Source organism: Roseateles sp., from assembly GCF_047654805.1.
In the GTDB taxonomy this organism is placed as follows: Bacteria; Pseudomonadota; Gammaproteobacteria; order Burkholderiales; family Burkholderiaceae_C; genus Pelomonas.
On sequence record NZ_JASGIV010000001.1, the window covers coordinates 1,542,075 to 1,555,972 of the forward strand.

The 13,898-nt window shown below is 68.7% G+C and carries 13 protein-coding genes; 7 read left to right on the forward strand and 6 right to left on the reverse strand.

Annotated elements, in window-relative coordinates; all coding sequences use genetic code 11:
• The first annotated feature begins 1 nt into the window (after position 1).
• The 6 genes from flgL to QM732_RS07050 all read left to right on the forward strand — a co-directional run bounded on the left by flgL (position 2) and on the right by QM732_RS07050 (position 7,586).
• Entirely contained in the window at positions 2-892 is an 891-nt protein-coding gene (gene flgL, locus QM732_RS07025) for a flagellar hook-associated protein FlgL (RefSeq protein WP_415655463.1), read from the forward strand.
• Complete coding sequence (locus QM732_RS07030) at positions 892-1,950, forward strand: hypothetical protein (protein ID WP_415655464.1); 1,059 nt, start codon at positions 892-894, stop codon at positions 1,948-1,950. Before flgL ends, QM732_RS07030 begins: the two co-directional genes overlap by 1 nt.
• Before the next feature lie 29 nt (positions 1,951-1,979).
• Entirely contained in the window at positions 1,980-2,501 is a 522-nt protein-coding gene (locus QM732_RS07035) for a hypothetical protein (protein ID WP_415655465.1), read from the forward strand.
• Positions 2,502-2,688: 187 nt separating this feature from the next.
• Complete coding sequence (locus QM732_RS07040; RefSeq protein ID WP_415655466.1) at positions 2,689-3,573, forward strand: flagellin; 885 nt, start codon at positions 2,689-2,691, stop codon at positions 3,571-3,573.
• A 159-nt stretch (positions 3,574-3,732) separates the two neighbouring features.
• Complete coding sequence (locus QM732_RS07045; protein WP_415655467.1) at positions 3,733-7,155, forward strand: CDP-glycerol glycerophosphotransferase family protein; 3,423 nt, start codon at positions 3,733-3,735, stop codon at positions 7,153-7,155.
• Positions 7,155-7,586, forward strand: a complete 432-nt coding sequence (locus tag QM732_RS07050; protein ID WP_415655468.1) for an adenylyltransferase/cytidyltransferase family protein — start codon at positions 7,155-7,157, stop codon at positions 7,584-7,586. Before QM732_RS07045 ends, QM732_RS07050 begins: the two co-directional genes overlap by 1 nt.
• A gap of 43 nt (positions 7,587-7,629) precedes the next feature.
• Here QM732_RS07050 and QM732_RS07055 read toward each other — a convergent pair whose 3' ends face one another.
• The 3 genes from QM732_RS07055 to QM732_RS07065 form a co-directional block, all read right to left on the reverse strand.
• Entirely contained in the window at positions 7,630-7,965 is a 336-nt protein-coding gene (locus QM732_RS07055; protein WP_415655469.1) for a hypothetical protein, read from the reverse strand.
• Between the two features lie 209 nt (positions 7,966-8,174).
• Complete coding sequence (locus QM732_RS07060; RefSeq protein WP_415655470.1) at positions 8,175-8,708, reverse strand: hypothetical protein; 534 nt, start codon at positions 8,706-8,708, stop codon at positions 8,175-8,177.
• Between the two features lie 12 nt (positions 8,709-8,720).
• Complete coding sequence (locus tag QM732_RS07065) at positions 8,721-9,659, reverse strand: hypothetical protein (RefSeq protein ID WP_415655471.1); 939 nt, start codon at positions 9,657-9,659, stop codon at positions 8,721-8,723.
• 385 nt (positions 9,660-10,044) lie between these two features.
• Between QM732_RS07065 and QM732_RS07070 the strand changes: the two genes are divergently transcribed.
• The gene (locus tag QM732_RS07070) at positions 10,045-10,995 is read left to right on the forward strand and encodes a hypothetical protein (protein ID WP_415655472.1); all 951 of its coding nucleotides are present in this window, start codon (positions 10,045-10,047) and stop codon (positions 10,993-10,995) included.
• Here the strand turns inward: QM732_RS07070 and QM732_RS07075 are convergent.
• The 3 genes from QM732_RS07075 to cysT are packed head-to-tail and all read right to left on the reverse strand — an operon-like array spanning position 10,992 to position 13,797.
• Positions 10,992-12,050: a sulfate/molybdate ABC transporter ATP-binding protein gene (locus QM732_RS07075; RefSeq protein ID WP_415655473.1), complete on the reverse strand. Its 1,059-nt coding sequence runs from the start codon at positions 12,048-12,050 to the stop codon at positions 10,992-10,994. The two genes, QM732_RS07070 and QM732_RS07075, sit on opposite strands and share 4 nt — an antisense overlap.
• Entirely contained in the window at positions 12,050-12,931 is an 882-nt protein-coding gene (cysW, locus tag QM732_RS07080; RefSeq protein ID WP_415655474.1) for a sulfate ABC transporter permease subunit CysW, read from the reverse strand. The genes QM732_RS07075 and cysW overlap by 1 nt, the downstream gene beginning before the upstream one ends.
• Positions 12,928-13,797: a sulfate ABC transporter permease subunit CysT gene (gene cysT, locus QM732_RS07085; protein WP_415655475.1), complete on the reverse strand. Its 870-nt coding sequence runs from the start codon at positions 13,795-13,797 to the stop codon at positions 12,928-12,930. Before cysT ends, cysW begins: the two co-directional genes overlap by 4 nt.
• Positions 13,798-13,898: the final 101 nt, after the last annotated feature.

The window sequence follows — 13,898 nt, forward strand, 5'->3', positions numbered from 1 at the left end:
CATGCGCATCGCCACCAGCCAGTACAGCCAGACCATGAACACCGCCTTGCAGACGGCCAACGCCGGCCTGACCAAGGTGATGAGCCAGATGGCCTCAGGCAGCCGCATCCTCAAGCCATCGGACGACACCATCGCCACCGTGCGACTGGCACGCCTGTCACGCGAGGAGGCGGCGCTGAGCCAGTACCGCAGCAACATCACGGCGCTGACCACCCGGCTGCAGAACAACGAGACCACGCTGACCAGCATGCAGGAGGACCTGATGATGGTGCGCGACCTGATGGTCTGGGCGGCAGACGGCTCCTCCACGCCGGAGGACGTGAAGGCCATGGCAACCTCCCTGGAGTCGTTGCGCGACAGCCTGTTCTACAGCGCCAATACACGCAATGCCGAGGGGCAGTACATGTTCTCGGGCACGGCGTCGGGCGCGCCCACGCTCACGCTGACGGCAGGTGTCTATGGCTTCGGCACTGGCGTCGACAACCAGACCCAGCAGGTGGCCGTTGGCGACGGCGTGACCGTCGCCGCCAACGTGGCGCTGAGCGACTACCCGCTGGATACTTTCCTGAATGACCTGCAGGCCGCTATAACGGCCTTCAGCAGCGGCACCTACACGAGCGCCACGGCCAGTGGCCAGATTGACGCTGCCGACGGCCTGCTGAACTTCCTCAGCAGCCAGATCGCCCAGCAAGGGGGGCGACAGAACGTCATCAACACGCTTGACGACAACCACGCCGCGGTCAGCCTGTCCAACAAGGAAGCCACGCTGGCCCTGGGCAAGGTGGACTATGCCGAGGCTGCCATCCAGCTGAACAGCTATGAGCTGGCCGTGCAGGCTACGCAGAAGGCCTACGCCCGCGTCAGCAACCTGAGCCTGTTCGACGTGCTCTGATGCCTGCACTGCCGGCCATTCCAGCTCTCCAGAACCAGCCGACCCGAGCCGCCGGGCGTGCCTCCTCCGGCAAGGCGCTGCTGCCTGTCGCCACGGCGCCGCGCGCGCTCGCACCAGCGCCTGCGCCGGCCGCCGCGCAGCCGCTGCGTCCCGCGGCATCCGGCGAAGCCGCGCGCGAGCCGGGTGCCCAGCAGCGCCTCGGCGCGCTGCAACAGGGCCTGGCCTACGCGCAGAAGCTGGACGCTTCCCTGCAGCAGCTCAAGAGCGGCCTGAGCCTGACGCTGGCACGCGGGCTGCCGGCCACCGCGCTGGACCTGCAGGCCCGCGTGGACGGCATCGCCCGCCTCTGGCAGGCCCGCCAGACCGAGGCGGCGGGCCAGATCGACGCCCGCATGCAGGCCGTGCCCGAGGGCCGCGAGCCGCAGCGCGAGTTCAGCCTGCGTGGGCTGGACAGCAACAGCCTCGCCGCCGCCGGGGCCGAGACGCTGCGCCTGACCCTGCCCGGACAGGGCCGCGCGCTCAGCATCCATCTCGACGGTCAGGGGCTGGACAGTCATCTGCGCGCTGTCACCCAGGGGCTGGCCGGCCTGGGCGTGCAGACCCGCGTGCAGGCCGACGGCGGTGTGGTGCTGGCTGTGGCCGAGACCCGCTGGCCCGTCCTGCGCGACGGCCTGCAACTGCGCGGCGACGGCCGCCGATTCCCCAGTGGCCAGCTCGTGCGCGCCGCGCTGGATGCCCGGCCCGACGCCATGCAGCCTGCCGGCTGGCAGGTGGATGGTGCCGACGCCCAGCGCGCCAGCCTGACCCGCGTGGTACAGGCGCAGCAGCAGCTGGGCCAGGTGCGTCAGGTGCTGGGCCAGCGGCTGGAGGCCGCTTCCAGCGCGGCACCCGCGCCCGACGCGGCCGAGACCGCCGCCGTCGCCCGCGTGGCCCGGCACTTCGCCGAGGCGGGGCAGGGCGCGCCGCTGGATTACGAACAGCTGTCGGCCCTGCTGCCGGCCGTGTACGGCGTGCACCGCGCCCGCGTGGATCAACTGCTGGCGGTCGACGCGGCCTGAGGCCGGCGCGACCGCCATCCGGGCCGGCTGTGAAAGGCCTCTCTCTGTTCCGCCTCGGTTTGCGCGCCAAGCCTGCCACGGCCGTTGGACCGATGGAAGGTCCGTCGGGCAGCGAGGCCGAGGCCATAACCCCCGCGTCCGCCGCAGATGCCGCCGCGGGCGAGCGCCGCGCCGCGCCGCGCCGCGACGTGCCGCTCGGCCCGACCTTCCGCGCCGAGTTCACGCTGCTGGCCAAGCCGCGCAGCTTCAACGTCGATGACCTGTCGCTGGGCGGGCTGGGCCTGCGCGGTGCCGTGGACCAGGGGCAGGGCATCTTCGTCGGCCAGAAGCTGGCGCAGGTTAGGTTGGTGCTGGCCGGGCATGCGGCTCTGGTGGCCGATCTCGAGGTTCGTTCCTACCGCTTCCACCGCTCCTTCCTGATCGGCGAGCAACTGCACGTCGGCTGCCGCTTCGTCAACCTCGGCCTGCAGGGCGAGCTGGAGCTTCGGGACCTGCTCGCCAAGCTGGCCGAGCTCCGCGGCGAGTTCGGCGGCGCCACCGCCGACCGCTGAGAACCCGTACGGGCCGTGGGCGGCCCGGCCAGGCGTGATGGATTGCACGTCGGGCGCTGCGAATGCACAGAAAACGAATTTGCTGTGCACGGCGCTTAAGTTCCACGCCGAGGTTGCCGCCCTGTGCTGTTGAGGGCAGGAAAGCTTGCCCCGCCAAGCAGATCAACCCACCCTATTGGAGCCCCCCATGCTGAGCCTGAACACCAACGCATCGGCCCTGTCCACCCAGTCTTCGCTGAGCAAGACCCAGTCGGCCCTGTCCACGTCGATGTCCCGCCTGGGCACCGGCTTCCGCGTCAACTCCGCCATGGACGACGCCGCCGGCCTGCAGATCGCCACCCGCCTGAAGGCCCAGACCAGCGGCATGGCCGTGGCCATGAAGAACACCCAGAACGGCATCTCGATGATGCAGACCGCCGAAGGCGCGCTGGACGAAGTCTCCAACATCCTGGTCCGCATGAAGGACCTGGCCACCGAAGCCTTCACGGCCTCGACCACGGCCGACGACAAGACCGCCATGCAGGCCGAGTACGCCGCGCTGGGTCGCGAACTGGCCAACATCGTCAAGAACACCTCGTTCGGCGGCAAGCAGCTGTTCAGCGACGGCACGACGACGAACGGCACGAGCGGCCAGCTGAGCAGCAACGTGACCTTCCAGATCGGCGCCGCTTCCGCCGAGACGATGGACGTGGACCTGGGTACCAGCATCAGCAACCTGGCTGGCGCCATCAGCACCATCTCCGCCAGCTATTCGGACACCACCGGCACGGCCCTGGGTACCGAGCTGACCGCCGGCGCCAACTCCGTCATCGACAACCTGGCCACCGCGCTGGACAAGGTCGGTGCCCTGCGTGCTGACCTGGGTGCTGCGTCCAACCGCCTGGACCACGTCTACAACAACCTGCAGAACATGAGCACCAACACCAAGGCTGCCACGGGTCGCATCATGGACGTGGACTACGCGACCGAAACGTCCAACATGACGACCAAGCAGATGCTGATGCAAGCCAGCACGTCGATGCTGAAGCAGGCCAACAGCATGTCCGGCATGGTCATGTCCCTGCTGCAGTAATAGCTCGGTCCGGCACGACAAGCCGGCAAGCGTGAAAAACCGGGCCCAGGCCCGGTTTTCCTTTTTGGCCTTCGCGTGGCGCGCACCGGCTTTGCAGGGATAGTGGCGGCCGATTGGCATGCCGCTGCCGGCACGCCCCAATTTGCTCAGGATGCTCGTATGAATGTTGTCGCACCCCGGTCCGCCCCGACCCGTCAGGGCCTGAAGGCCCGGCAAGCCGGCGAGGCCGGCCGCAAGGCGATGGCGGCGCGCCAGTGGGAAAAGGCGTCCGCGTTTTTTGAGTCTGCGGCCAAGCTCGCGCCTGAAGCGACCGAATCCTGGCTGGACCTGGTGGAGCTGGGGCTGACCATGGGGGACGCGGTGCGTGCCGAGCAGGCCGCAAGGCAGCTGATCGCGCTCGCGCCCACCCACGCGCAGGCGCACCTGCTGCTGCTGCAGTGCCTGGAGTTGCAGGCCAACTGGGCCGGTTTGGCTGCTGCCTGCGAGCAACTTCCGGAGCCGCTGCGGCGCGACCCGCAGGCGCTGGAGAAGCAGGCGCTGGCACTGTTTCGTGCGCACCGGCCCAAGGACGCAGTGCAGGTCTGCATCGACACGCTGCAGCTCGACCCCAAGCGGGCCGCGACGCATTACCGCCTCGGCCTGGCGCTGAAGCAGCTGGGCATGGACGCGCAATCCGCGATCAGCTTCGAGACGGCCAGCCTGCTCGCGTCAGACGGCAAGCAGGGATATGGCGTGCTGGCGCAAAGCCTGCTGGTCCACCAGCTGGGCCGTCTGGCGCGCTGGGAGGAACTGGAGCAGCAGGGGGCACGCTTGCTGGAGAGGCTGGCACGTTCGGACATTGGCATCCCGCCGTTCGCGTTGCTGTCGCTGCCGGCCAGCCGCGCGCAGCACCTGCACGCCGGCCGCCTGGAGGCCGAGCGCCTTGCGCGGGGCCTGCGGCCCTTGCCCCCCGTCACGGCAGCCGGTACGCACAAGCCCAGGCTGCGCCTGGGCCTGTTGTCGTCGGACTTCTTCAAGCATGCGACTGTGACATTGCTGGTGGAGCTCGTCGAGCTGCTGGACCGCGAGCGGTTCGAGGTCTTCCTGTATTGCCACAGCCCGGTCGATGGATCCGCCCAGCAGCGGCGCATGCGCGCTGCTGCTGACCAGTTCCGCGACGTCAACAATGTCAACGATGCCGAGGTGGCGCGACTGATGCGTGAGGACGGCATCGACATCGCCATCGACCTCAAGGGACATACCGAGAACGGCCGGATGCAGGTGCTGAGCCAGCGCCCTGCGCCGGTGCAGCTCAGCTTCCTCGGCTATCCGGGCACCACCGGCGCCGACTTCCTGGACTACGTCATTGGCGACCCGGTGGTGACGCCGCTGGCACACCAGGACGGCTACTCCGAGTGCATCGCGCAGATGCCTCACAGCTATCAGCCCAACGACCGACAGCGCGCGCCGCTGCCGCCGGTGGACCGCGCCGCGCTGGGCCTGCCCGCGGGTGTGCCGGTGTTGTGCTGCTTCAATCAGACCTACAAGATCACGGCAGAGATGGCCGACCTGTGGGCACAGATCCTGAATGGCAGCCCGCGGGCGGTGCTGTGGCTGCTGAACTGGAACGAGAGCGCGAGCAAGGCACTTGTGGTCGAACTGGACCGGCGCGGCGTCGCGGCCGAGCGCCTGATCTTCTCGTCGCGAGTGGCGGAGGACCTCAACGTGGCGCGGCTGCAGGCCGCAGATCTGTTCCTCGATACCTGGCCCTGCAATGCGCACACCACGGCCAGCGATGCGCTGTGGGCCGGAGTACCGGTCCTGACCGTGCCAGGCGAGACCTTCGCGTCGCGGGTGGCGGCCAGCCTGGCCCAGGCCTGCGAGCTGCCTGACTTCGTCTGCGTCGATGCGCAGGCGTATGTGGAGCGGGCCGTCGCACTGACGCAGGGCGACATGGGCGAGCTGCGCGCCGCGCAGACCCGGCTGCGCGCCCGACGCACTGAGCTCCCGCTGTTCGACGCGCCACGCTATGCACGCGACTTCGCGGCGTTGCTGGAGCGCATGTGGGCGCGAGCCGAGGCGGGGCTGCCACCCGAACCGTTGGCGGCTGCGGTCGAGCATCCACCGGTCGCCGCGGCGCCGGTGGCATCGCCCTCGGCGCCAGCATCGTCTTCGCTCACCGATGCACTGAACCAGCAGATCGCCGCCGCGCTGGCACCTCCCGTCGCCGCACCGATCGACGGCCTGGGGCAGCGCGTGGCCGAGCTGGAGGCATCCAACGGACAGTTGTTGGCCGCCATCGATGCGTTGGTGGACAACATCGTGCAGTTGCGCAACGATGAACTGCGAGGGCTGGACCAGCGCGGCCGCGAGCAGGACGCCAGGATCGAGGAACTGCAGGCCCAGCTGAACCTGGAGCGCAGCAACCGCGACCTGGCCGATGTATCGCGCATGCACCCCAAGGAGCGCATCGTCGTCTTCGTGGGCGGCACCTACTTCGGCAACAACGTGAAGTACGCCTGGCTGGCCGCGTTGGCCCAGGCTGAAGCGCTGCGGGCCGAATGCTGGTTCCTGCCGATGGATGCGGCGCAGGCAGAGCAGGTGGCGCTGACCGGGGGCAACTGTTTCCCGGTGGCGCCTGCGGATTGGACCGCCGGCCACCTGCACACCGCGTTGGCTGCAGCGGTGGCCGTCATCGACGACCACCTGCTGAATAGCAACCCCTACGCAGCCGCGCTGCTGGCCGGCGCCCGCCAGGTGCAGTTGTGGCATGGCGTGTCCATCAAGGAGATTGGTCTGCGCAACCTCGCCGGGCTAGGGCGCATGTCCCCGCATTTCGCCCGCGTGCTGCATACCTGCGGCCCCTTCAGCCGGCTGGTCGGCACCTCGGCGGGACAGGAGCAGGAGTTCCGCCGCTGGTTCGCGTTCGGGCAGTACGCGCCCATCGGCTACCCACGCAACGATGTGCTGCTGCGCGAGCCCACGGCACATGACCTCGTCAACGTGGACATGGACGTCTACCGCCGCGCCCAGGACTTCCTGCGCCGTGGCCGCAAGGTCATCCTCTACGCGCCTACGTTCCGCGACGGCAATCCCGGCTGGCTGCTGCAGGCCGGCCTGCCGGAGCTCGCCTCCGCCGTCGCCGCGAGCGGCGACCTGCTCGTCGTCAACCTTCATCCGGTCGAGCAGCCGCTCGTGCCCAAGCTCGCACAGGTGATGCCGCAAGTCAGCTTCGTGCGTGCGCGCAGCGACGTCTATCCGCTGCTGAGCCAGGCGAGCCTGCTTGTCACGGACTACTCGTCCATCATGTTCGACTACCTGCTGCTGGATCGCCCCGTACTGTTGTTCCGTCCCGACCATGCGGCCTACACGACGCAGTCCCGCCAGCTCTTCGACGCCAAGCTGGAGACCCCTCCGGGCGCCGTGGCCAGCACGACAGCTGAGTTGCTGAAGCTGCTGAAGGCCACCAAGGAGAGCGCTGCCTCCGGCCAGGCACGGCGACGCCTGCTGGAGGTGCTGCATGACCAGAGGGACGGCGCTGCCGGCGAACGCCTCGTGGCACTCGTCGCCGAGGAACTCGACGAAGCCCTCGGAGTGCGCTAATGCCTCCCGCCCCGCCACCCGGCCGCCGACATGCCGGGCTCGCCCCCAGCGTCGCCATCACCTACGGCACCTACGACCTGTTCCATGTCGGACACGTCAATCTGTTCCGCCGCATCAAGGAGCAGTGGGACTTTCTCGTGGTGGCGGTCTCCACCGACGAGTTCAACGCAGTCAAAGGCAAGCGCTCGGCCGTGCCTTTTGCCGACCGAATCGAGCTCGTGCGTGCATGCCGCTACGTTGACCTTGCCATCGCCGAGGAAGGCTGGGAGCAGAAGGCTCGGGACATCCAGCGCTATGGCGCGCAAGCCTTCGTCATGGGGGACGACTGGGAAGGCCGCTTTGACGAGCTCAAGGCGTTGTGCGAGGTGGTTTGCCTGCCGCGCACGCATGGCGTGTCGAGCTCCAAGCTCAAGCAGCACATCCGGGCGTAGAGCTGGGCGGCTGCCTCGGCCGCTGGCCGACGGCCTGTCGGCGTCAGGGCATGCGATAGAGCACGTCGGGTTCGGGCACGTTCGGCAACTTGCCTTGCTGCAGGACGATGATGCGTCGCTTCGGGCCCGACGGCGTGCTCATGGCATGAGTCTCGTCCGTCCGCACGAGGACGAGCTGCCCAGCGGCACCGGCACGCTGGGCCAGACGCTCTGCGGGGAGCGCGGGGCTCGCTGGTACTTCCGCTGCCACGTCCGGGTTCAGCACGTGGGTGCCGGCGTCAAGCCGGCTGGCGGCGAGGCCGGCCTTAACGGTTGGCGCACTGGCTGCTGCAGATGGCATGCCGGGCAAGGGCGTGACCACATCGGTTCGCTCCAGCATGAAGCCGCCACTGGACAGCTGAACCGCACGAACCGATGCAACCGCTGATCGAGGCGCGGCCTGCACGACAGCACCAGCCGGAGAAGGCGCAACCACCTGGGCCGAGGCGCTGCCATGGACGAGTACGCCCATCAGGGCAGCCGCCCACGTCCGCCGAGAGGTCGCGCGGCCGCGTCGTGCGGGAGTCCTCGCATCCATTGCAGCGTGCCTCAGGGAGTGATCGTGTGGCCAGTGATCGTGGCGGAGCAGGAGGCCCCCACGCTTGCAGCCGTGTGAAACACGTTCAAGGAGATCGCGGTTCCGCCCGGGCCTCCGGCGGCGAAGGGGTCCCAGTCGCTGTAGGCCTTGAGCTGCGTGGCGCCGCGATACACATTGCCGCCGAAGGGCGAAGGACCGGAGTACTGCGGTGGTGTCAGGGCCAGCGAGTTTCCGGTCGTCACCGTGGCGGACAAGATCTTGCGAACGCCCAGGAAGGCCTGCGGAAAGATGTCGCCGGCTCCCGTGCTGGTGCAGGAAATCGTGACGTACTCGATCACGTAGCGCTTGTTCGGTGGCGTCGGAAAGAGCCCGAAGCCGTTCACGAACGGCGGGTCGAGCGTGAAGGACACGCTCTCCTGATATGGCGCCCGGTCGGGGTTGTCCACGTCGCGCATGGGCGTGGAGTACTGCGCGGCAGCCGGACCCGCGCCGATGGCAAGCAACAGGAGCAATGGCCTGGTCGTGATTGCGTGGCTGATCTGCATGGCGTCTCCTTTTCAGGTGGATTTCGTGCGTCGGCCGAGACTGGCGATGAACAGTGCGAGCACGACAAGGGGCAATGTCGGCGACTCGGACAGGGGCTCTTGCACAAGGCCAGCCGGAACGATCGCCAGCCCGGCATTGATGAAGCCCTGGCCGAACGGGGAGCCGAGCTCCGCGAGATCTGCACCCGCGCCACCGGCCGTGAAGGCGTAGAGCGAGGAGTTCCCGAAGCTATCGTTGCCGATCGTGTAGAACAGATCGGCCACGTCGTCGTAAGCCAGGCCGCCGTTGAACCCAAGGCTTCCATCGCCGAGTGAGAACAGTAGCGACGCCGAGGCGGTGGCGATGTCGATGGCATAGACGCTGCGCTGTACGCCCAGCGCATCGCCGGCCATGGCGTAGAGCTTGCCGTCGGCCCAGGCCAAGCCACCGTAGTAGCCGCTGCCGATGGCGCCAAGCGATGTCGCGGTACCTGCCGCGGAGATGGCGTATAGCGTGGCGCCGCCGAGCATGTCGTCGGCCACCCCGTAGAAGTTTCCTGTCAGCGGGTCCAGCGCCAAGCCGCCGTAGAACCCCTGGCCCAGCCTGCTTCCCAGTGCCGTCAGCCCGCCTCCGGCGGCGGTGAAGCTGTAGAGCTGCGAGTTTCCGAACGAGTCGTTGGCGATCCCAAAGAGGCGCGAGCTGCCGGCATCGAAAACCAGGCCGCCGTTGAATGCCAGGGCACCGCTGCCGAGGCTCGCAATCGGTGCTGGCGAGGACAGCGATCGCAAGCTGCGCGGCACGAAATCGGCATCAGGGCCGATCGACACCAGAGCGGCCAGGGCATGGACGGGCAGCAGCAGCGCAACAGCCGCGAGGACCCCGCACGCCAGTCGCAGGCATGCTGTCCGCAACGCATCCGTGGCGCGCCGGATGCCGGTCGGACCAAGCTGCACCAGGTTCCGTGTCGTCATCCGTACACCTCCCGGGACTTGCTAACGACGTCGATCCGGCAGGCAGTATGTTCCTGTGGGCGAAGGGACACCTCCTTAAGACTATCGATGAAATCGCGTTGTGCCGGCACGGGCCGGGGTGCTGCGATCACTGCTGGCGTGCGTGGAGGTGCAGGCCGGTTGGCCTCTGGGACGTGCGGCCGTCAAGCCACGACATACTGCGGCGCGGCAAGTCCACGGTGAGGCTTCGTACCGATCGATGCCCATCCCGCTGACACGTGCCGTGGAGGCCTTGATGGCGGCTCGCGTATCGTGCCGGTGACGCATCTTTCGGCACCAGCGTCCGGTGCAGAAGTTAAGTTTCTCGGGCTTTGGTCGCTTTTCCATTGGGCAAGCTCGTCTGCCCATGAACTCCCCCATTCCCGCCCTGAGGCCTTTGCGCCCCATCGAGGCCTGGCCCCGCCAGGCCGGTGGGCGTGAGGCGCAGGTCGGCGAGCTGCTGCGCCTGCGCGTCGCGCAGACCGCCGATGGCGGTCTGCTGGGCGATGCTCAGGACGGCCTGCAGCTGGGCCTGCCTGCCGGCCTGGCCCGGCCGGGCGACACGTTGCTGTTGCGCGTGCTGTCGCGCGAACCACGGCTGGAGCTGCAGCTGCTGCAGCGCGAGCCGGCACGCGACGCCGCGCCCGAGGAGGCGCCGGGCGACGAGTGGGGCTGGCGGGCCTTGCGGCCGGACCAGGGCCGGCTGCAGCGCTGGCATCTGAACCAGGACGCGCGGCTGCCGGCCCAGGTGGCCGTGCAATGGCGCGCCCAGCTGCTGGCCGACCAGCTGCGCGCGCCGCAGAGCCCGGTTGGGCATGCGCTCGGTCCCGAATCCCTGCTGGCAGCCCATGCCGCGCCGGTGCAGCTGACGGGCTGGCTTGGCCAAATGCTGTGGCTGCGCCTGCTGAGCCCGCTGAATGGCTTCTGGCCCGCTGCGGCCGGCCACGACGACGCGGCCCACGACGGCAGCAGCGCGCAGGCGGAGGTGGCCGAGGGGGGTGTCTGCCTGAGCCTGAACCTGTCCACGCCCGAAGGGTGGGTGCTGGTGCTGCTGCAGTGGCGCCATGGCCTGCTGCTGCATTGCTGCGTCGAACGTGCCGAGGCCTTGCCCTGGCTGCGCGCGCGGCTGCCGGCCGTCGCGAGGGCGCTGGCCGCCGTGCCGCTGCGACTGCGCCATTGCAGCCTGGGCCTGCGCCCGCCGCCGCTGCCGGACGCTGGCCCCGCACAGCGCGCCCAGGGGCTCGCCTCTGCGGCCAGCCAGCCGCTGTTCCGCGCGGCGGCCGAGATCGCCCGCGTGCTGCAGGCCCAGGCCGGCTAGATGCCGGCGCCTGCCTCGAACAGGCTCAGCCGGGCGGCACTGAGCTTGACGCGCTGGCCGCCCTGCAAGCGCAGTTCCTCGGCCTGGTCGCGTGTCAGCTCGGCTTCCAGTGGCTGGCCGTCCGGGCCGATCAGCTCGACACGGGCGCTGGCGCCGAAGGCCAGCACGCGCTCCACGGTGGCGTCCAGGCCGGGAGCCGACTTGTCGGTGACGATTTGCAGTTCGTGCGGGCGGGCATAGGCCTGCACCTCGCCGTCGCCGTGCACGCCCTGGTGCGGCAACTGGTGTTCGCCGATGTGCAGCACGCCGCCGCGGGCATGGCCCACGAAGCGGTTGACCGCACCGAGGAAGCCGTAGACGAAGGGCGTGGCTGGGCGCTCGTAAACTTCCTGCGGCGTGCCGACCTGCTCGACGCGGCCGTGGTCCATCAGCACGATGCGGTCCGCCACTTCCAGGGCTTCGTCCTGGTCATGGGTGACGAAGATGCTGGTGATGTGCAGCTCGTCGTGCAGGCGGCGCAGCCAGCGGCGCAGTTCCTTGCGCACCTTGGCGTCCAGCGCGCCGAAGGGCTCGTCCAGCAGCAGCACGCGCGGCTCCACGGCGAGCGCCCGGGCCAGAGCGATGCGCTGGCGCTGGCCGCCGGAGAGTTGGGGCGGGAAGCGGTCGCCCAGCCAGTCCAGCTGCACGAGCTTGAGCAGTTCGGTGACGCGCTTTCTGATCTCGGCCTCGGGCAGGCGCTGCTTCTTGGGCTTGACGCGCAGGCCGAAGGCGACGTTGTCGAACACGGTCATGTGGCGGAACAGCGCGTAGTGCTGAAACACGAAGCCGACCTGCCGCTCGCGCACATGGGTGTCGGAGGCGTCCTGGCCGTCCAGCAGGACGCGACCGGAGTCGGCCTGTTCCAGGCCCGCGATGATGCGCAGCAGCGTGGTCTTGCCACAGCCCGACGGGCCCAGCAGCGCGACCAGTTCGCCGCGTGGGAAGTCCAGCGACACGTCGCCCAGCGCCGTGAAGTTGCCGAAGCTCTTGTGAATGTTTTGGACCTGGATGCCCATCACTCTTCCTTTGTCGCGCTCGATGCGCGCCATTCGATGAATTGCTTGATGACCAGCGTCACCAGCGCCAGCAGCGCGAGCACGGATGCGACGGCGAAGGCCGCGGCGAACTGGTATTCGTTGTAGAGGATTTCGACGTGCAGCGGCAGCGTGTTCGTCATGCCGCGGATGTGGCCCGACACGACTGACACGGCCCCGAACTCGCCCATCGCCCGCGCATTGCACAGGATGACGCCGTACAGCAGGCCCCACTTGATGTTTGGCAGGGTGACACGGCGGAAGGTCTGCCAGCCGCTGGCGCCCAGCACGGTGGCGGCCTCCTCCTCGTCGCGTCCCTGGGCCTGCATCAGCGGGATCAGCTCGCGGGCGACAAAGGGGAAGGTGACGAACACGGTCGCGAGCACGATGCCGGGCACGGCGAAGATGATCTTCACGTCGTGTGCCTGCAGCCAAGGGCCGAACCAGCCCTGGGCGCCGAAGATCAGGACGTACATCAGGCCGGCCACGACGGGCGACACCGAGAAGGGCAGGTCGATCAACGTGATCAGCAACTGCTTGCCGCGGAACTCGTGCTTGGCGATGAGCCAGGACGCGCTCAGGCCGAACACCAGGTTCAGCGGCACGGCGATGGCCGCGGCGATCAGTGTCAGCTTGATGGCCGAGAAGGTCTCCTCGTCGGCCAGCGACGCGAAATAGACCTCCCAGCCCTTGCGCAGCGCCTCGGTGAAGACGGCCACCAGTGGCAGCACGAGGAAGATGGCGAAGAACCCGAGGCCCAGCACCAGCAGGGCGAAGCGCACCCCGAGCGCCTCGCGCGTGGCCGGGTTGTCCTGGTACTTGGCGCGGGCGCGCGCCGGCGCGAGATGCAGTGCGGCGCTCATCGCTTGCTCCCCCGGCGCGAACTCCAGGCCTGCAGGCCGTTGATGGCCAGCAGCAGCACGAAGCTGAAGATCAGCATGACGGCTGCGATGGCGGTGGCGCCGACGTAGTCGTACTGCTCCAGCTTGGCGATGATCATCAGCGGCGTGATCTCGCTGACCATGGGGATGTTGCCGGCGATGAAGATGACGGAGCCGTACTCGCCGACGGCGCGTGCGAAGGCCAGCGCGAAGCCTGTCAGCAGCGCAGGCAGCAGCGTGGGCAGCACCACAAACCGGAAGGTGGTCCAGCGCTGCGCGCCCAACGACGCAGCCGCCTCCTCCAGTTCGGTCTCCATGTCCTCCAGCACCGGCTGCACCGTGCGCACGATGAAGGGCAGGCCGATGAAGATCAGCGCCAGCAGCACGCCCAGCGGCGTGAAGGCGATCTTGGCGCCGCCTTCGCCGAACAGCGGCGCCAGCAGGCCGCCGGCCGCGAACAGCGAGCCGACCCAGCCGTTGGGGGCGTACAGCGCCGTCAGCGCGATGCCGGCGACGGCGGTGGGCAGGGCGAAGGGCAGGTCGATGAGCGCGTCGACCAGCTTCTTGCCCGGGAACTCATAGCGCACGATGCACCAGGCCAGGATGAGGCCGAAGACGAGGTTGATGGCGGCGGCGATCAGCGAGGCGCCGAAGCTGAGCTTGTACGAAGCCATCACACGCGGTGACGTGGCGGCAGCCCAGAAGGCGTCGAAGCCGTGGCCCGAGGACTTCAGGAACACCGCCGCCAGTGGCACGAGGACGATGAGCGACAGGTAGAACAGCGTGAAGCCCAGCGTCGGCGCGAAGCCGGGCAGCACACGCCGTCGACCAAGAGAAAAGGAAGCCATATCGAGTTATTGGTATTGCATTTCGGGCCGAGCGCCGGGCCGCTCCCAAGCCGGCCCGGCCTGGGCGATGTGCGGGCGGCTCAATGCCGCTCGCACCGCCA